Here is an 18,457-nt window from a genome sequence, read left to right on the forward strand (position 1 = left end):
AACTGCGATGACAGTTGTAAGGAGACCCTGTATGGCTATGTATAAAAATATGCTGGTCGTCATCGACCCTAACCAGGACGATCAACCAGCATTACGGCGAGCTGTTTATTTGCATCAACGGATTGGTGGCAAAATTAAAGCCTTTTTGCCGATCTATGACTTTTCCTATGAGATGACTACCCTGCTGTCGCCTGATGAGCGTACGGCAATGCGTCAGGGGGTCATCAGCCAGCGAACTGCATGGATACGTGAACAAGCGAAATACTATATCGAAGCAGGGATCCCTCTGGATATTAAAGTGGTCTGGCATAACCGACCCTTTGAAGCCATCATCCAGGAAGTCATCAGTGCCAGGCATGATCTGGTCCTCAAGATGGCGCACCAACACGACCGCCTCGAAGCCGTAATATTTACGCCAACCGACTGGCATTTATTGCGTAAATGTCCAAGTCCGGTATGGATGGTGAAAGACCAGCCATGGCCTGAAGGGGGTAAAGCACTGGTTGCCGTAAACCTCGCCAGTGAAGAGGCTTATCACAACGCGCTCAATGAAAAACTGGTCAAAGAGACGCTACAGCTTGCAGAACAGGTTAACCATACCGAAGTGCATCTGGTAGGCGCCTACCCTGTCACACCAATCAACATCGCGATTGAACTGCCTGAATTTGATCCCAGCGTTTATAACGACGCAATCCGTGGACAGCATCTGCTGGCCATGAAGGCGCTACGCCAAAAATTCAGTATTGATGAGAAAGTGACGCACGTTGAAAAAGGCTTACCTGAAGAGGTCATTCCTGATTTAGCCGAGCACTTGCAGGCGGGTATTGTGGTATTGGGGACCGTCGGACGTACCGGTATTTCTGCTGCGTTTCTTGGTAATACCGCGGAACAGGTTATCGATCATCTACGCTGTGACCTGCTGGTCATCAAGCCGGATGAATATCAGACGCCAGTTGAACTGGACGACGAAGAAGACGATTAACCACACAATGAAATGCCGGATGGCGATATCATCCGGCATTTTAAACGCCTAGTGTTGCTCCTCACCGCCGAGGAAATAGATACCAAGCGGGATAGCCAACAGAATCGTAAACACCATGCTGTAGACACAAATCATTGCAGATTGAATGGCGTACATTGAAGCGGTCCAGTCGGATAGCGGAATGTCATACTGTTCAATAACGCCACCGATCGTCGCTCGCGTCACGACCGACGCTGCGATAATAAACACTCCAAGCAGGCACAACAGAAACTTCCGTCCCTTCGCTGTTTTCAGCTTAGCCATGATCATAGTACTGTCCTTTTGCAAATGAAAAACCTTGTTACTTTGCGCTAACAATACCATGACATCAACTGACTGTCTGCTACATAAACCGCATACAGGGTTGACGTCAGCGTTATTTCGCTGAAAATAGCGCTGATTGCATTATTTATCTCTCCTTTTGATTAATGATCTGACTGCCTTAACTGAGTAAAATATCTGGGGATTAGGATGTCAGATGATATTTAGCTAACACGGAGTTGCCAGGAAGAATCATGATCGCTGAACTGTTTATGAATAATGCGTTTAATTTGACGGTAATTCTTAGCTGCTGTGCCGCGCTGGTCCTGATGAGCGTCTGGTATCATCGTGGAGAGCGTCGCTGCAAAGGATTCATATTTCATGCCGCACAATTTTTTGTCTATGCCATTATCATTGGGACGTTTGGCAGCATTGCTAATAACGTTATCGAAAGTTACAGCCTGAAATTTATCTCCCCCAGCGTGGTCGACTTTATCTGCACCTCGTTGATTGCGTTGATCCTGACCATCAAACTTTTTCTGGTGATTAATCAGTTTGAAAAGACGCAGATTAATAAAGGCAGAGATATCACCAGCGCGAGGATCCTGTCGCGTATCATCAAGATTACCATCGTGGTTGCCATCATTTTACTGTATGGCGAACACTTCGGTATGAGCTTATCCGGCCTGTTAACCTTTGGCGGTATTGGCGGTATCGCAGTGGGTATGGCGGGGAAAGATATTCTGAGCAACTTTTTCTCAGGCATTATGCTCTATTTCGACAGACCGTTTAGCATAGGCGATTGGATCCGCTCCCCGGACCGCAATATTGAAGGCACGGTAGCAGAAATTGGCTGGCGAATGACTAAAATAAACACCTTCGACCATCGTCCGTTGTATGTGCCAAACTCGATTTTCTCCTCCATCAGCGTAGAAAACCCAGGGCGCATGACCAACCGGCGAATTAAAACGGTGATCGGGTTACGATATGAGGATGCCGATAAAGTCGGTGCCGTTGTCGAGTCGGTCAGAGAAATGCTGCAAAACCATCCTGGAATAGACCAGAAACAAACTCTGTTGGTCTATTTTAATGAATTTGCCGATTCATCGTTGAATATCATGGTGTATTGCTTCACGAAAACCACCGTCTGGAAGGAATGGCTCGCGGTACAGCAAGACGTTTATTTAAAGATTATCACGATAGTCCAGGCAAACGGCGCCGACTTTGCATTCCCCAGCCAGACGCTGTATATGGATAATCCTGAAGCATCGCCATTGACACACTAACAAAAGAAAAGACGCGGAAATCCGCGTCTTTTTTGTACTTATTTCAATGAGGAAATATCAATTACAAAGCGGTATTTCACATCGCTTTTCAACATCCGCTGCCAGGCACGATTAATATCCTGAATATCGATCACTTCGACATCGGCGGTAATACCATGCTGACCGCAAAAATCCATCATCTCCTGCGTTTCAGCAATGCCGCCGATAACTGAACCCGCCACAGACCTACGCCCAAGGATCAGGGGAACCGTATTCAGAAACGGATCCAACGCACCAAGATAACCGACCAGCACCAGCGTACCGCTTAGCGCCAGGGTTGGGATATAAGGGTTCAGGTCATGAACGTAGGGCACAGTATCGATAATCAGATCAAACTGATTCGCTGTCGCTTTCATCTGTTCACTGTCAGTGGAAAGCACAACGTGACTGGCACCCAAACGTCTGGCATCAGCTTCTTTGCCCGGTGAACGCGTAAACAGCGTAACTTCCGCGCCCAGCGCATTTGCAAGTTTGATTGCCATATGCCCGAGTCCACCCAGACCGACAACCGCGACTTTACTGCCCTCGCCTACCTGCCAGTGGCGCAGAGGCGACCATGTTGTGATCCCGGCGCAAAGCAGCGGCGCCGCACCGCGTAAATCGATCCCTTCAGGGACCTTCACCACAAACTTTTCGGTAACGACAATTTTGTCAGAATAGCCGCCGAAAGTAGGCAGACCGTCATGACGGTCGATATCGTTATACGTTAGCGTGTTACCTTCTTCGCAATACTGCTCTAGCCCCTGCTCGCAGGCGCTACAGTGTTGACACGAATCAACCATGCAGCCGACCCCTGCGAGATCGCCCACTTTGAATTTTGTTACCGACTTACCAACATGCACCACGCGGCCAATGATCTCATGCCCTGGTACCATCGGATATTTAGCACCGCCCCAATCGTTGTAGGCGTTGTGAATATCCGAGTGGCATACACCGCTGTATAAAATATCGATAACCACATCATCTTCACGCGGATCGCGACGAACAAAATTATGGGGGACTAAATCTTCTTTCACCGCCAGAGCAGCATAACCCTTCACATTCATGACCATTGAGATCTCCTCAGGGATTAGGTGTTACCAGAACCAGCATAGTTCAGGGCAGCAGGTTGTACTCAGCGTCGCTAACCGGTTCCAGCCATTCGTTCGACGCGCCAGGGGCCGGGATTTCCACGGCGATATGGGCAAACCAACTATCACGCGCGGCGCCGTGCCAGTGTTTCATTCCCGCCGGAATGTGCACGACATCGCCGGTTTTCAGCTCACGTGCAGGTTTATTCCACTCCTGATACCAGCCTCTGCCACCGGTCACCAGCAATATTTGTCCACCCTCATGATGAACATGCCAGAAGTTACGACAACCCGGTTCAAATGCGACATTGCCAATTACCACGCCTTCCATGGAGAGCATGGTCAGATAGCTGTCGCCAGTGAAATACTTCGCATACGCTTCATTTTTCTCTCCACGTGGAAAGACGCTGTTACCATCAAATTGTTCGTTCATAGTGACTCCAGTATGGATAATGTCCGCGGTGTTCATACCAGACATTCATCAAGAACCGTACGGGCATTTTCCCCAATCCCGGCTCCACAGTGCTGTTCGAGTATCGTAATAAACTCACTGAGTTGCTCAGGGAGGATCCCGATGTTAAGGCATATCGCAAAATGGCTTTTCAACTGGCTGTTAACGCCGCCCAGAACGGCCAGCGCCGAAACGGTCACCCATTCACGGTCCTGCCAGTCAAGTACATCTCGCTGAAAAATATCGCCAAACAGATGTGCTTTAAGCCAGACATCAATAGCGGGTGCAAAGTCAAACAGCGGACCGCTTACAGGCTGTCCAACCAGTTGCGTCTGAGTTAGGCTCCCAGCCTGAACACTGTTCCAGTCTGCAGGTGGCGGCGTGGCCGTTCTACCTTCGTCGTCTGAAAGCCCTTTCTCGCTTCGACTTTTCACCACCGACATAAAGCAGGACAGACCGTTCAGGCTGCGAGGGAAACCGCAGTATGCGTAGAGCTGTAGCAGGATCTCTTTTACTTCACTGAGCGTGAGTCCCGCATCCAGTCCGGCGTTGAGCGCGACGTCCAGCTTTTCCATCTGTCCTGTGGCAGTGAATGCCGCAATGGGGATGATTGCCTGTTGTCTGGCATCCAGTTGGTATTGCATATTCGACTCTCCAAAACGGTGGCAACATTGCACCACCGGGGGCTGAAAACAGTAAAATTATAGAGACTCGACGTGTCGGTGATTAGAGAGGAAAAGAAGGACAAACTTATGAACTGTGCTCATCAATAATCAGCAGCAGGTACTCTTTATTTGCAGGTAACTGATTGAAGACTTACGCCACAATCTCAATTAAATTGCCGTCAGGATCTTTTATCACCGCTTCGTAATAACCATCGCCAGTAGTGCGCGGACCTGAGACTAATATCCCCTGTTCCTGCGCTTGCAATGCAATGGCATCGACATTTTCATTGCCGCCAACAGAAATGGCGAGGTGTACCCATCCGCAACGATTATTGTCAGGTTGCTGCCCGATAAGACCCGGTTTGGTCATTAACTCAATCGCAATTTCCTCGCCAATTTTGACAAAATAAGATTCAAACCCAGGATTGGTTTTACTGCGGTATTTCTCGTTGATCTTACCGTCAAAAAACGAGACCCAGAAGCGAGCTTGCTGCTCGAGATCCTGTGTCCATAACGCCATATGCGCAATCTTCATAGCGAACCTCTTCCCGTTGTATCCAGAATAGTAAGGCCCCTGTAGGGGATGTTGACATCGTTAATCATAATGCACGATCATGCACTCTATTGCTCGATGTTTATTTCACCTGGAGTATCTATGCTCGATTACGCCGCATTCCCGGAACAGCGCCAGGCGCTTATCTTTCAGATCCTGCAAGAAAACGGCAGGGTCATTTGTTCTGAACTCGCTAACCGATTAGGTGTTTCTGAACACACAATTCGTCGTGATTTGCATGAATTGAGCAAAGATGGCGTGTGTAAAAAAGTCTATGGTGGCGCGGTCATTACACTCCCTGAATCCGAAGACATCGACGTACGCAAGAGTATTAATGTAGCCAAAAAGAGCAACATCGCGCAGAGATGTGCCCGACTGGTCAAATCTGGAAGCTGTATTTTTATCGACACGGGTAGCACCAATCTGGCAATGGCAGAAGCTCTGCCCGCCGAACTGGCGTTAACCGTGGTGACAAATTCACCGGAGATTGCCGCCGTTTTGCTAAAAAAACCGCTGTTTGAAGTCATTATGCTGGGTGGCGTGGTGCAGAGATCTTCAGGTGGGTGCGTGGGAGCTTCCGCCATCGCACAAGTGCAGGACATTTTATTCGATCAGGGATTTATTGGCGGCTGCGCGATGTCGCCTGAATCCGGCTTAACGGGATTTGATTATGCGGATTGTGAATTCAAAAAAGCGGTGATTAAACAATGTAATGAAACTATCGTCGCGCTAACGGCTGAAAAAATCCCAGCCGTCGCCCGATATGTCGTTACCGAAAGCAGCAATATCGATGTGATTGTTGTAGAGGACAACATCAGCAAAGAGTACGCCACAGCGTTCCAGGCGCACGACATTCGAATTTATACCGTCTAACCGCGGTAGGCTCGCTGAAAATTAACTGTGCTAAACGTCGCTCCTGGTGTCAGCGCGGTGATCGCTGACAGATAATCCAGACGAATTTTTTGCTGGTTTTCAGATTGATCCACTACCAGAAATTCTTCTTTTTCCACGGTGGTACACGTCGTCAGCGCTTTAGCATCAAAACATGTGCCATCCGTTAGTTCAATGCGCAACCAATAGTGGTACATGCAGGCGATTTCCAGATAATCATGAAGATCGCAATCTATCGGGTGATACTCTTCGGTCGTTTTCATCATGCTACCTTCCCCAACGTCTTGTATATTCGGGAAATCGCCAACGCAACTTCCCGAACTTTCCAGCTATTTCAACGCTTCAATGGGAGCGCCAAAATTAATATGCAGCACATTGCCGTCAATCACCAGCGCCGGAACAGATTTCACTCCAGCCACTTCAGCCTCAGCAACCCGATCAGGTTGCTCTCCCAGATGAACCACATCGATTTCAACATCCGCAGACAAATGCTGCAGAAGTGTCTGTTCTGCGGAAACACAAACCGGGCAACCTGCATGATAGAAACGAGCTTTAGTCATGATACATCTCCTTTAAATTATAGTATCGGCTCGATACTATAATTCATGCTACGCTGCTTTTACCCTTTGTCAATATAGTTTTTAATCGATACTATATGCCGAGGAGGATTTGTTATGCCCGACATGTCACTTTTCGACGTACTTGACCGGCTTTCCAGCCTGACAAGGATGTGGTTTCGCCAGCATCCTTTACTGGCGGATCTACAGCCAGTACAACTCAGCGCGTTAATGTATCTGGCCCGTTGCAACCGTTATTCCAATACGCCGCTTGGCGTAACGGACTACCTTGGCCTCACCAAAGGCACCGTATCGCAATCGCTGAAGCTGCTAGAAAGCAAAGGACTGATTGTTCGTAAGCAGGATGCCCGCGATAAACGCAGCGTCCATCTACACTTAAGTGAGTCGGCCAATACCTTACTGGAAGCCCTGCTGCCCCCCACGTTTTTAGTGGAGGGTGAATTGGCAATGGGTGAACGGGCGATCGTGCTCAGAGAGCTGCTGTTAGAACTGTTACGCGGGATCCAGAGGACCAACAATGTGCCTGGCTTTGGTCTTTGCCATAGCTGTCGGTTCCACCAAAAAATTGATGGTCAGGGATTTTGTAATCTGACGAAAGAGAGATTGAGTGAAGACGATTCATTGCTGATTTGCCGAGAGCATCAGCCGCCGGAAACATAAAATGGTTGGTGCAAAATCACACCAGCCATTATCTCTGTTAGTGTTTGATTATAAATGAACATGGTATTTCATTGTTCTAAATGGATAAAATTACGAATACAGACAACCAATATCGTCAATTAATGTTGTTGTTTGCCGCGACGACTGTCCTTGCTGGCTATGGCTCTCACTACGATGAAGAGAAAGCGCTGGCCCGCAGTGCTCAAACTCAAGCGGCTAAAGAACAACATAACATCATCGCATAAGGCTTCAATTCTGTACTGAATGCCTGGAATTGTACTAACGCCAACGGGAGTGGTGAATCAATACTGGCTGTGCGAGGTATGATGAACGTGGTCAGGATATGCCTCTGATGATCACCCGTGCTGGCGTTAAAAACGCTATACAAGTACGACGCAGGAATGGTGGATGGTGGATGGTGTCCTATATTTAACCGACCCTAATGGTGAGTCTAAACATTTAGCCCGTTTTAAATGGGGGGCTTACGCTGATAGCTACGACATACTGGTCCTGCGAGATACAGACTTCGAGTCTGAGTTACATTGCAATCAGATTAAGGATCAATCCCTTAAATCCAAGAACATAGTGGCGAAAGTGATCCCTACCGTAGCGGAGGTCACCCCACTGGCAATTATGATTGGCTCAGACATAGTTATTCTGTGTGTAGTGGATCAGGCTTCACCGGCTGGATTTATCAACAAAGCACGTAGTGGTTGATTCCCGTGAGTCTGAAGTAGAAAAGGCCGACATATGGCGACCGCTAAACTTTGAATAGGATTTTCTCAATGAACTGCTTCGTGATAAATAATCTGTCCGCCCATACCTGAAATCAGCTTATCTACGCGAATATAATCCGTATAGAAAAAAGATGGAGCATCATCCCAGTGACAGAGTGCGATTTCACGCTTCAGATATGTGTCATAGTAGATAACATGAGCCTTACATGACCTGGTTTTTCCTCCAGATTGTGTTGGGTATCTCATCTTGAATCGGTAATTGTCACTCACATGCTTATTAGCTGATGAGATCATTATTAACTCTGGAACATTCCAAAAGATAAAAGTCAGGTACATCATAACGGTGAGGCAAACGCCAAAAAGCCTCTTAACCATACCTGCAGCGAACTTATTCTTTAGGTACACACGCCAAGCAATGAACATTCCTATTAGGAAGGAAGTCCCAACAATTACTGACTTATAAAGCCCCTCATCAAAAAGGTACGTATCGTGAGTGATTTTGTCTGCCCATGCACACCAAATAACCCAAATGACTGCACAGCAGAATGAAATCAGCTCTATCTTTGTTGGCAACCTTATTATCATTAATATTTTTCTCATCTTCCTTGCGAATACGCCCATAGAGTAATCTTCACCTGATTATCCCAGTCCAGCTGCGGTGCTGCTAGTAGTGGCATCCAATGACCCTCTTCCCGTCGCTCTGTTTCAAAGAAGCCATCATCCACTACGATTATACGAGAGGTGCTGGCGCTGAAATCTGCGCCAGCTCTGGTTTTAGATGAGGTTAACGAAGGTTATCAGGAGAGTGTATTCAACTAGTGCTTAACGATATACATTGTGCGGCTATAGGCCACATCTTCAGGGTTAGTAATCGGATACCCTTTCAGCCACGGTTTAATTAAACGCCCGTTGGTATACTGATAAATCGGTGCAATAGGTGCCTGTTCCATCAGAATTTTCTCCGCGGCGTTATAATCGGCATTGCGCGCTTTCTCTGTATTCTCCAGAGTTGCCTGGGTCAACACTTTGTCGTACGCCGGATCATTAAAGCGGGAGATATTGCCCGTATGGGTCGATGTTAATAGCGACAAGAACGTAGAAGGCTCATTGTAGTCACCCACCCATGAGGCGCGGATCACATCAAAATTACCGGTATTACGGCTGTCGATATACGTTTTCCATTCCTGGTTCTGCAGTTTCACGTCAACACCGAGGTTCTTCTTCCACATAGAAGCCACTGCGATAGCAATTTTCTGATGATTTTCTGAGGTGTTGTACAGCAGCGTCAGTTTAAGCGGTTTCTGTGGGCCATAGCCCGCCGCACGCAGCAGCGTTTTTGCCTGCGCGTTCAGCTCTTCCTGACTCATTTGCTCAAACGGTGAAGGTTCCGGCACAAATCCTGCCGTTACATCCGGCGTAAAATGCCATGCCGGTTTCTCACCGGTACCCAAAACTTTCTCCGCCATCAGACGACGATCGATAGTCATACTGAGCGCCAGACGCACGCGTGAATCGGCGGTCGGTCCCTTCTGGGTATTGAAAGCATAATAATAAGTACCAAGCTGCGGCGGGGTGTAAACCTGACCCGGGATATCCTTCAACAGTTTCTGATACATATTTTTCGGGAAGGATTCCGTGATATCAATATCACCAGCAAGATAGCGCTTGGTGGCAGCTGATTCCTGGTTGATCGGCAGGAAGGTGACTTTTTGCAACACTGTTTTGGCGTTGTCCCAATAATGCGTGTTCGGCACCACTTCCAGTTTTTCGTTCACGACGCGATCTTTGAGCACATAGGCGCCGTTACCAATAAGATTGCCTGGTTTGGTCCACTCTTTGCCGCTCTCAACGTTAGCTTTTTGTACCGGATAGAATGCAAAACTCGCTGTCAGATTGGCAAACCAGGGCAGCGGTTTATCCAGTTGAACTTTCAATGTCCGTGCATCGACAGCACTAACGCCAAGTTTATCAGGCGTGGCTTTGCCATCGATAATAGCCTGAGCATTATTAATTCCCGCCAGCGCCGCAAACCAGGCAAACGGCGACAGCGTTTTTGGATCAACCAGACGCTGCCAGCTATAGACAAAATCCTGCGCCGTTACCGGCGTACCATCCGCCCATTGCGCATTGTCACGCAGCGTAAACGTCCAGATGCGGTTATCGTTACTCTTCCACTGGGTAGCGACGCCAGGCACGATCTCACCCTTCTCATTCTGGTTGACCAGCCCTTCAAATAGATCACGAATTACCTGTATTTCAGGCAACCCTACGGCTTTTGCCGGATCAAGCGACGCCGGTTCGTCTTTTATATGACGCACCAGTTCTTGTTTCTCTGCCAGTACCGTTCCGCTGGGAACATCAGCAGCCCAGGATAAAGAAATGCTGCTAACCAACAACGCACAACAGGTTACTGAAACAGAATGCTGCATAAGATACCCTCAATTCCGGCTACTAAGTGAATGTGTAATTATTTGTATCGCCAGCAGGAAATGCAATTAACTTCCGACAAGAAAGTGATATTACACCTGAAAAGATAAGTGTGTGAAAACGATTTGATTATCCATACATTTTGCACAACACTGCGAGTAACAATCCAAGCATTCAGAGATGACTATGACCGTTACCCGTCCCCGTGCCGAGCGCGGCGCATTCCCACCTGGAACCGAACATTACGGACGTTCATTGTTAGGCGCACCGCTAATCTGGTTTCCTGCACTGGCAGCCGATCGTGAAAGCGGCCTGATACTGGCGGGAACGCACGGCGACGAAAACTCCTCGATCGTTACCCTTTCTTGCGCATTGCGTACGCTTAACCCTTCCCTGCGTCGCCACCATGTGGTGCTGGCCGTAAACCCTGACGGTTGCCAGCTTGGGCTGCGCGCAAATGCGAACGGCGTCGATCTGAACCGTAATTTTCCCGCCGCAAACTGGAGAGCGGGCGAAACGGTGTATCGCTGGAACAGTAGCGCAGAAGAGCGTGATGTGGTGTTGTTGACCGGAGAAAGTCCGGGTTCGGAACCAGAAACCCAGGCGTTGTGTCAGCTTATTCACCGAATTCATCCCGCCTGGGTAGTCTCTTTTCACGATCCACTGGCCTGTATTGAAGATCCCAGAAGCAGCGAGCTGGGTGCGTGGCTGGCACAGTCGTTTGAATTGCCTCTGGTCACCAGCGTAGGTTATGAAACGCCCGGCTCTTTTGGTAGCTGGTGCGCAGACCTGAATTTACACTGCATAACCGCCGAATTTCCGCCCATTTCATCGGATGAAGCGAGCGAAAAATACCTGCTGGCCATGTCCAATCTGCTGCGCTGGCACCCTAGAGATGGAGCTGCCCGGTCGTAAAATGCAGGGCTGGCTCCGCATCGCTGGCAAGCCAGGTAGGGCCATCAAGATCGGCAAAGTTAACCTGCGGCGTAAGCGGTAACGCCGCACCGATAGCCCGGGAGGTACACAGCATGCAGCCCAGCATCAGCGCAAATCCCTGCTCGCGGGCTTCCGTTGCCAGCGCCAGTGCTTCCGTCAGACCGCCTGTTTTGTCCAGTTTGATATTGACCATTTCATAGCGTCCGTGCAGCGCTTTCAGGCTGCTGCGAGTGTGGCAACTTTCATCTGCGCAGATGGGCAGCGGATGCACAAAATTCTCCAGAGCGGCATCATCCTGAGCCGGCAGCGGCTGCTCCAGCATTGCCACCCCTAAATCAGCCAACAGCTGACAGCGTGCCGCAAGGCCTTCTGCCCGCCAGGATTCATTGGCGTCGACAATAATCGTAGCGTCAGGAACAGCCGCACGAATGGCAACCATCCGCTCACTAATCAAGCGAGCATCCAGTTTAACTTTCAGCAGTTTTGCGCCATTTCCCCACAGCGCAGCCGCGCTCGCAGCCATTTGTTCCGGCGAGCCAATCACTACGGTTTGCGCCGTCGTCACCACTTCCGCCAGTTCACTTCCCACCAATTCCGCCAGCGACTTCTGCTGTTGACGCGCACTTAGATCCCACAACGCGCAGTCTACGGCATTTCGCGCAGCCCCTGCTGGCAGCAGCTTTTGCAGCTCTTCACGCGTCAGTCCGTTTTCCAGTTGTGGTGCAATGCTCATAATTTGCGCCAGGACAGAGGCATCGCTTTCACCGTAGCGTGGGTACGGTGTGCACTCGCCAATACCTGTGACGCCATTTTCTGTCAATTCGACGACAACCACATGCGCTTCGGTCCTGCTCCCACGGGCGATGACAAAGGGAGTGTGCAGCGGCCAGGCTTCCTCATATACCTTAACTGTTCTCATTTGTTTTCCTTAATGCAGTCCCTGAAGCGGATATCCGCAAATAGCGTTTGCCGTGTTAACTGTTGATGGCATAAACTAGCCTCGACGTTAACTATATGTAAACAGGAAGATAACCATGTCACAAACCGTTCATTTCCAGGGCAACCCGGTTGCAGTTGCCGGCTCCATTCCTCAGGCTGGAAGCAAAGCTCAGGCTTTTACCCTTGTGGCTAAAGACCTGTCTGACGTTACGCTGGGCCAGTTTGCAGGCAAGCGCAAAGTGCTGAATATTTTCCCAAGCATCGATACTGGCGTTTGCGCGGCATCGGTACGTAAGTTTAACCAACTGGCGACAGAAATCGACAATACCGTCGTACTGTGTATTTCGGCCGACCTGCCATTCGCCCACTCTCGTTTTTGCGGCGCGGAAGGTCTGAGCAACGTTATCACGCTGTCCACCCTGCGCAACGCAGAATTCCTGAAAAACTACGGTGTTGAAATCGCTGAAGGCCCGTTGAAAGGTCTGGCCGCACGTGCCGTAGTTGTTATCGATGAAAATGACAACGTCGTCTTCAGCCAACTGGTCAATGAAATCACCAACGAACCAGACTACACAGCGGCGCTGGACGTACTGAAAGCGTAAGCTGCGTTTGCATACAAAAATGCCTCCGGATGGAGGCATTTTCATTTACGGCATTACTCTTCGCTTTTTTTCTGTTGGCTCAGGCCGTACTCGCGCAATTTATTGGCAATCGCGGTATGCGAAACGCCGAGGCGCTTGGCCAGCTTGCGCGTGCTGGGATAATTCATATACAGCTGCGTCAGCACGGAGCGTTCAAAGCGGCTGGTAATTTCATCCAGCGACCCTTCCATCACCTCTTCTCCGACCGCAACCGTTGCCGCATCATAATCCGGCAGTAAAATATCCTGCGGCCGCAGCTCATAGCCTTCAAGCTGGGTCAACGCCCGGTAGATAGCGTTTTTAAGCTGACGCACGTTGCCCGGCCAACCGTAACGGGTTAACACCGTGCTGAGATCGGCGGACAGCTTCGGACGCGGCACGCCCTGCTCATCGGCAAAACGCGCCACGAACAGTTCGGTGAGCGGCATAATATCTTGTGGGCAATCGCGCAGCGGCGGCAGGTTTAACGTCAGTACATTCAGACGATAATAGAGGTCTTCACGGAAAAGTCCTTTCTGCACCAGCTCCACAAGGTTCTTTTGCGTTGCGCAAATCACGCGAACATCGACATGAACTTCGTGATCTTCTCCCACACGACGGAACGTGCCGTCATTGAGAAAACGCAGCAATTTGGTCTGCATACGCGGCGACATTTCGCCAATTTCATCTAACAGAACCGAACCGCCATTCGCCTGCTCAAAGAACCCTTTTTTGCCTTCCGGCGCATGGCCAAACAGCTCGCTTTCAACCGCATCTTCAGGGATTGACGCACAGTTCAGCGCCAGATACGGTTTCGACGCACGCGGGCTTGCCAGATGACAGGCATGAGCAAAAAGATCTTTGCCGGTGCCGGTATTACCAGTAATCAGCAGCGGTGCGCTCAGCGTCGCCAGCTTGCGCGCTTGTTCTACGACGTGTTTCATTTTGGCGCTGACGGCAATAATCTGGCTAAACGCACTGAGATCCTGCGTTGTCATATTTTGCAGCTGACGTCCCATTCGGATGGTGGAGCGCAACATCACCACCGCGCCGGTCAGCATCTGCTCCTGATTTTCGCCCTGCAAATGGACAGGCGTAATTTCCATCAGGAAATTCTGCCCGTTAATCACGACATGTTCGCTATGGGAATCCTGCGGATTGCTTTCCAGCCAGCGCTGAAAGTTAAACCCATTGATTAACTGGGCTGCGGTATGGTTGCGCATCCGCTCCTGGGTGTGCGCAAAAAGTTGACAGCTCGCAGGGTTCGCCATCTCAACTTTGCTTTTCATATCAAGAGAAAGGACCGGTTCTGGCAACGCTTCAAGCAGAGCACTCAGCGCCAGATGTTCACGTTCGGAAGGCATCCAGGGTACGGTACGCACATCCGTAACCCCTGCAATACGGCGGATTTCAGCCATCAGACTGCTGAAGTTGGTGAACTCCAGCTCCGCAAAATTAAGGTAAATTCGCCCGATGGGGTCAATCTCGATACCGCGTAAATCAATGCCTCTCAGCACCAGTAAATCGAGCAGTTCGCGGGTCAGACCAAGACGGTCTTCACAAAAGACTTCCAAACGCATAGGAACCTTCACCTGGACAAGGGATTATGTGTTAAATGATAAGACAGTATTTGGTTTGCAGGAAGAACTCTGTCAACAAATATTGACAGCGCGCTGGAAAATTGGGCGCCTGGGCGTAAAGTTATACGATCGGCGCCTGTTTTATAGCTAACTTTCGCGTGGAGATTTGTTCTTTTGTAAGGTCTCTTTCACCTGACCAATCAGTTGGCGGCGGAAATCGCCCAGTCGTGGCTTATCATCATCGATCCACGGCAGCGGTCGGCAAAGTTCCATAGCTTTAATGCCCAGACGCGCCGTTAATAACCCCGCGCCAATGCCCTGTGCTGCACGCGTTGATAAGCGGGCGGCTAAATCCTGCGACATCCAGTCCATCCCTACTTCCCGCACCAGCTCACTGGCCCCGGCAAAAGCGATATTCAACAGCACCAGACGGAACAGGCGCAGGCGGCTGTAATAACCCAGCTCGATACCATACAGCGATGCAATGCGATTAATCAGCCGCAGATTTCGCCAGGCGATAAACGCCATATCCACCAGCGCCAACGGACTGACTGCAATCATCAGCGTGGACTCTGCCGCTGAACGACTGATCTCACGCCGGGCTTGCGCATCCAGTACCGGCTGCACCAGATGGGCATACAGGCTGACCACTTCGCGATCGTTCTGCGTTTCATGAATTGAGGCATACCAACGCTGTAGCGCCGGATGCGACTGATCGATACCCGCCTGCTGCGCCAGTTTTTCACAAAATGCACGACCTTTTCCGGTTCCATGGCTGTGGAGCAAGTCTCGCGCTTCATCACGTTCGTGCGCGCGCTGACGCAATCGCCACAATCTGCGCCACTCGGTCGCCACCGATCCGACACCTGCGCCGATAATCAATGCGCCTGCGGCACATCCTCCCAGCGCGACCCAGTCCTGAGTCTGCCAGGCATTCATGGTCCACTGCACACCCTGAGCAACAACGCTTACGCCAAACAGCGCCAGCCCGCCCATCACCATCTTGCGCCACAGACTGCGTTTGGGGCGTAAGGCCGCATCAATGACGGCCTCCGCCTGACCTTCGTCTTCCAGGGGTTCATCCACTTTCGCCGGAGAAAAAGTCTGCGCCTCCGTTTCGTTGAACATTTGCTGCGCTTTAAACGCCGTGTTTTGTTCCACGTCCAGCGGACCTGAGAAATCGATACGCGGTTTTAACGGCTCGCTCATCGCAATTTATCTCCTATTAAAAACTCCAGCGCGGCATCAAGGCGGATATGCGGTAAGGGTTTATCGACATCCATAACCTGCGGGCGAAACGCCTCAAACTGAAAGCCCTGGCGGTCCCAAAATGCCTGTCCGGGCAGTCGCGCGGGAACCTCGCCCGGATAAACTGTCAGCGGTTCGCCATCGCTCAGACGATTACCTCGCAGCGCCGGGATCTTTTCACCTTTCACATCGATCAAGCCGCTGGTGGTTGCCTGCACCGATGCCAGCCCCAGACAATCCATGCTGATACCTTCGAACGCCGCGTTTTGCCATGCGTCCTGGATCAGCTGCTGCAATAACGACACCATATTGGCGTGCTGATCGACTGTGACGTGGTCGGCTTTGGTGGCGGCAAACAGCAGCTTGTCGATCACCGGAGAAAATAGCCGACGAAACAGCGTACGCTGCCCGTAATGGAAGCTTTGCATCAACTGGGTAAGCGCCAGGCGCATGTCGTTGAACGCCTGTGGCCCGCTGTTGAGCGGCTGCAGGCAATCGACCAGCACAATCTGGCGGTCAAAGCGCAGGAAGTGATTCTTATAAAACCCTTTGACGACCTTTTCGCAGTAATAATTGAATCTTTCGCGCAACATGCCCGCGTTGGTGTGTTTGTCTGTCTGCGCCAGCTTTGATTCCCCCCAGGCATCGACATCCGGCCACGGGAAGAATTGCAGCGCAGGCGCGCCCGCCATATCTCCGGGCAGGACAAAACGGCCCGGTTGAATAAAATGCAGGCCCTGCTGTTTACACTGATGCAGATACTCCGTCCAGGCGGCAGCAATTTCCGCCAGACGGTTTTCATCAGCAGGCGCCAACGGATCCAGCCCCTGGCATAACTGCCGCCATTTTGCCGACCATTCGCCCCGCTGCCCCTGCAATAATCCGGTCATTTGCCGCGACCAGCTCAGATAATCCTGGGCAAGCATCGGTAAATCGAGCAGCCACTCCCCCGGATAATCGACGATCTCCAGGTACAGCGTGGAGGTGTCTTTAAAGTGGCGCAGTAAAGAGTCATTGGATTTATAGCGCAGCGCCAGACGTATTTCACTCACGCCGCGCGTAGGGGTCGGCCAGGTTGGCGGAGAGCCGTACAGTTGCGCCAGTCCCTCATCATAGGTAAAGCGCGGAATGCCAAAATCGCGTTGAGGAACCCGTTTCACGCCGAGCAAACGCTCTTCGCGCACGCAGCTGAGCAACGGCAGACGCGCACCGGCATGAACATTGAGTAACTGATTTACCATCGCGGTGATAAACGCCGTCTTACCGCTGCGGCTAAGTCCGGTGACAGCCAGGCGTAAATGCCGGTCTACGCCGCGATTAACCAGCGAATTGAGTTCATTTTTAAGTCGCTTCATCGCCATCCCGTTTTGCTGAAGGAATCGAAGAAATTATAACAAACAGGAAGTAAAGATAGGGGTCAATTCTTACTTATCAACTACCTGGGCGGTACCTGGCGGCATTATTCTTACCGCCAGGAGCAGAAGAACTGCGTACGGCTTATTTATTCTCTACTTTAGGAAGCGAGATCTGGTTGATGCCACCTTCATTCGTCACCTGCGTATAGCCCATTTCAGTCAACATATCCTTCGCTTGTCCCGATTGACGCCCGGAGTTGCAGTACAGCTTCACAGTGTCGTTCTTATCAGGAACTTCAGCTGCAATACGTGCCTTCATTTCTTTTAACGGAATATTAACGGCCCCCTGAATATGCTGCTGTTGGTACTGTTCAGGAACGCGAACATCGATCCAATGTTCGGCTGCGTAAACCGGCATGCCGATGACCAGAGCCAACGCTAATACACCTTTTTTCAACATAATATCTTCCTGACTGATAGTTGGATTTACCTCTACACTATACGCCAGTTCTTAAGAAAATATTGCGACCGCATTATCACCGTCTGCAGGCGCGGACGATTGTTCCTCAGGTTACCCATGCTGCAGTTAGCCTGTTGATTTTTCTACCCACATTTGATGTTCCTACCCAACAATTAGGTGAGCAAAGCTGTAATTTATTATTTAATCTGATTGCAGGTGAGAAAGGATTACAGAATATCACGATAGGAACACAAATATTGCTGACCGACTTCCTGATATAAAACTTGGGTATTAATGCTCTGCGAAATAGATTTTTTAGTTCACCCTCAATACCCGTGGTAACGATCCAAAAGAATTCTGACAGCCCCAAAATTATATTTGTGAGCTGCCGCAAATTAACTGAGGGAATGTTGATTAATTGTTGCTTGCTTTTGCTGATTCAAATATCAGGGTTGATTACCTGAATAGCGTTTCGACAATTTTGCCGCAGCCCGACTCAACACCGGTTCCAGAACCAACGCCAGCAGCATTTTTAGCGGGCGTCGGGCGACGGACTTCACCGCCCACCCTGCTACACCCGCCGGGCCGTAGCGCAGCGCGGTCAGAAGCACCAGCTTACCTGCTATTTTAAAGCCCGGCTTAACCCTTTGCCCGGCACGTTGCCAGCGATTGTTCATTTC

The 18,457-nt window shown here is 50.3% G+C and carries 22 protein-coding genes and 1 pseudogene; 8 read left to right on the plus strand and 15 right to left on the minus strand.

Annotated elements, in window-relative coordinates; all coding sequences use genetic code 11:
- The first annotated feature begins 31 nt into the window (after positions 1–31).
- Complete coding sequence (uspE, locus tag BZK40_RS02490; RefSeq protein WP_008784897.1) at positions 32–982, plus strand: universal stress protein UspE; 951 nt, start codon at positions 32–34, stop codon at positions 980–982.
- A 48-nt stretch (positions 983–1,030) separates the two neighbouring features.
- Here the strand turns inward: uspE and BZK40_RS02495 are convergent, their stop codons facing one another.
- Positions 1,031–1,291: a DUF2534 family protein gene (locus tag BZK40_RS02495; RefSeq protein ID WP_003020403.1), complete on the minus strand. Its 261-nt coding sequence runs from the start codon at positions 1,289–1,291 to the stop codon at positions 1,031–1,033.
- 245 nt (positions 1,292–1,536) lie between these two features.
- On the opposite strand from BZK40_RS02495, the gene BZK40_RS02500 reads away from it, so the two are divergent.
- On the plus strand, positions 1,537–2,568 hold the full coding sequence (locus BZK40_RS02500) for a mechanosensitive ion channel family protein (protein WP_003840804.1): 1,032 nt from the start codon (positions 1,537–1,539) through the stop codon (positions 2,566–2,568).
- 38 nt (positions 2,569–2,606) lie between these two features.
- On the opposite strand, the gene BZK40_RS02505 is transcribed toward BZK40_RS02500, so the two are convergent.
- The 4 genes from BZK40_RS02505 to BZK40_RS02520 all read right to left on the minus strand — a co-directional run bounded on the left by BZK40_RS02505 (position 2,607) and on the right by BZK40_RS02520 (position 5,328).
- Entirely contained in the window at positions 2,607–3,659 is a 1,053-nt protein-coding gene (locus BZK40_RS02505; protein WP_032943579.1) for an NAD(P)-dependent alcohol dehydrogenase, read from the minus strand.
- A gap of 43 nt (positions 3,660–3,702) precedes the next feature.
- Positions 3,703–4,110, minus strand: coding sequence for a cupin domain-containing protein (locus BZK40_RS02510; protein WP_020996378.1), 408 nt, complete (start codon positions 4,108–4,110; stop codon positions 3,703–3,705).
- 32 nt (positions 4,111–4,142) lie between these two features.
- On the minus strand, positions 4,143–4,772 hold the full coding sequence (locus BZK40_RS02515) for a carboxymuconolactone decarboxylase family protein (RefSeq protein ID WP_079934101.1): 630 nt from the start codon (positions 4,770–4,772) through the stop codon (positions 4,143–4,145).
- Between the two features lie 172 nt (positions 4,773–4,944).
- On the minus strand, positions 4,945–5,328 hold the full coding sequence (locus BZK40_RS02520; protein WP_079934102.1) for a VOC family protein: 384 nt from the start codon (positions 5,326–5,328) through the stop codon (positions 4,945–4,947).
- A 120-nt stretch (positions 5,329–5,448) separates the two neighbouring features.
- Here BZK40_RS02520 and BZK40_RS02525 point away from each other — a divergent pair, with 120 nt between their 5' ends.
- Complete coding sequence (locus tag BZK40_RS02525) at positions 5,449–6,219, plus strand: DeoR/GlpR family DNA-binding transcription regulator (protein WP_008784903.1); 771 nt, start codon at positions 5,449–5,451, stop codon at positions 6,217–6,219.
- Here the strand turns inward: BZK40_RS02525 and BZK40_RS02530 are convergent.
- On the minus strand, positions 6,216–6,500 hold the full coding sequence (locus tag BZK40_RS02530) for a Rho-binding antiterminator (protein WP_060682141.1): 285 nt from the start codon (positions 6,498–6,500) through the stop codon (positions 6,216–6,218). The genes BZK40_RS02525 and BZK40_RS02530 overlap by 4 nt on opposite strands.
- Positions 6,501–6,566: 66 nt before the next feature.
- A complete protein-coding gene (locus tag BZK40_RS02535; RefSeq protein WP_008784905.1) occupies positions 6,567–6,797 on the minus strand; it encodes a glutaredoxin family protein in 231 nt (76 codons plus the stop codon).
- 114 nt (positions 6,798–6,911) lie between these two features.
- Here BZK40_RS02535 and BZK40_RS02540 point away from each other — a divergent pair, with 114 nt between their 5' ends.
- Together BZK40_RS02540 and BZK40_RS24600 are read left to right on the plus strand one after the other, a co-directional pair.
- Entirely contained in the window at positions 6,912–7,475 is a 564-nt protein-coding gene (locus BZK40_RS02540; protein WP_079934103.1) for a MarR family winged helix-turn-helix transcriptional regulator, read from the plus strand.
- An 80-nt stretch (positions 7,476–7,555) separates the two neighbouring features.
- Positions 7,556–7,720: a hypothetical protein gene (locus BZK40_RS24600; protein WP_158654536.1), complete on the plus strand. Its 165-nt coding sequence runs from the start codon at positions 7,556–7,558 to the stop codon at positions 7,718–7,720.
- Between the two features lie 537 nt (positions 7,721–8,257).
- On the opposite strand, the gene BZK40_RS02550 is transcribed toward BZK40_RS24600, so the two are convergent.
- Together BZK40_RS02550 and mppA are read right to left on the minus strand one after the other, a co-directional pair.
- Entirely contained in the window at positions 8,258–8,833 is a 576-nt protein-coding gene (locus BZK40_RS02550; protein ID WP_032943587.1) for a hypothetical protein, read from the minus strand.
- Between the two features lie 194 nt (positions 8,834–9,027).
- Positions 9,028–10,641 carry a murein tripeptide ABC transporter substrate-binding protein MppA gene (gene mppA, locus BZK40_RS02555; RefSeq protein ID WP_008784907.1) on the minus strand — a complete coding sequence of 538 codons (1,614 nt, stop codon included), beginning with the start codon at positions 10,639–10,641 and terminating at the stop codon, positions 9,028–9,030.
- A 184-nt stretch (positions 10,642–10,825) separates the two neighbouring features.
- Here mppA and mpaA point away from each other — a divergent pair, with 184 nt between their 5' ends.
- Entirely contained in the window at positions 10,826–11,554 is a 729-nt protein-coding gene (mpaA, locus tag BZK40_RS02560) for a murein tripeptide amidase MpaA (protein WP_032943589.1), read from the plus strand.
- Here mpaA and ycjG read toward each other — a convergent pair.
- A complete protein-coding gene (ycjG, locus tag BZK40_RS02565) occupies positions 11,529–12,494 on the minus strand; it encodes an L-Ala-D/L-Glu epimerase (RefSeq protein WP_008784909.1) in 966 nt (321 codons plus the stop codon). The two genes, mpaA and ycjG, sit on opposite strands and share 26 nt — an antisense overlap.
- A gap of 115 nt (positions 12,495–12,609) precedes the next feature.
- Between ycjG and tpx the strand changes: the two genes are divergently transcribed.
- Positions 12,610–13,116, plus strand: a complete 507-nt coding sequence (gene tpx, locus BZK40_RS02570) for a thiol peroxidase (RefSeq protein WP_003020437.1) — start codon at positions 12,610–12,612, stop codon at positions 13,114–13,116.
- A gap of 53 nt (positions 13,117–13,169) precedes the next feature.
- Here the strand turns inward: tpx and tyrR are convergent, their stop codons facing one another.
- The 4 genes from tyrR to pspE form a co-directional block, all read right to left on the minus strand.
- Complete coding sequence (tyrR, locus tag BZK40_RS02575; RefSeq protein WP_079934105.1) at positions 13,170–14,714, minus strand: transcriptional regulator TyrR; 1,545 nt, start codon at positions 14,712–14,714, stop codon at positions 13,170–13,172.
- Between the two features lie 147 nt (positions 14,715–14,861).
- Complete coding sequence (locus tag BZK40_RS02580) at positions 14,862–15,923, minus strand: YcjF family protein (protein WP_032943592.1); 1,062 nt, start codon at positions 15,921–15,923, stop codon at positions 14,862–14,864.
- On the minus strand, positions 15,920–17,317 hold the full coding sequence (locus BZK40_RS02585) for a YcjX family GTP-binding protein (RefSeq protein WP_079934117.1): 1,398 nt from the start codon (positions 17,315–17,317) through the stop codon (positions 15,920–15,922). The genes BZK40_RS02580 and BZK40_RS02585 overlap by 4 nt, the downstream gene beginning before the upstream one ends.
- A 142-nt stretch (positions 17,318–17,459) precedes the next feature.
- On the minus strand, positions 17,460–17,777 hold the full coding sequence (pspE, locus tag BZK40_RS02590; RefSeq protein ID WP_008784913.1) for a thiosulfate sulfurtransferase PspE: 318 nt from the start codon (positions 17,775–17,777) through the stop codon (positions 17,460–17,462).
- A gap of 155 nt (positions 17,778–17,932) precedes the next feature.
- Here pspE and BZK40_RS24745 point away from each other — a divergent pair.
- Positions 17,933–18,058: pseudogene (locus tag BZK40_RS24745) on the plus strand (LacI family DNA-binding transcriptional regulator); the annotation flags it as partial.
- A 165-nt stretch (positions 18,059–18,223) separates the two neighbouring features.
- Here the strand turns inward: BZK40_RS24745 and pspD are convergent.
- A complete protein-coding gene (pspD, locus tag BZK40_RS02600; protein WP_003833267.1) occupies positions 18,224–18,454 on the minus strand; it encodes a phage shock protein PspD in 231 nt (76 codons plus the stop codon).
- Positions 18,455–18,457 lie beyond the last annotated feature (3 nt).

Origin of the sequence: Citrobacter portucalensis (assembly GCF_002042885.1) — a bacterium.
GTDB classification, from domain to species: Bacteria; Pseudomonadota; Gammaproteobacteria; order Enterobacterales; family Enterobacteriaceae; genus Citrobacter; species Citrobacter portucalensis.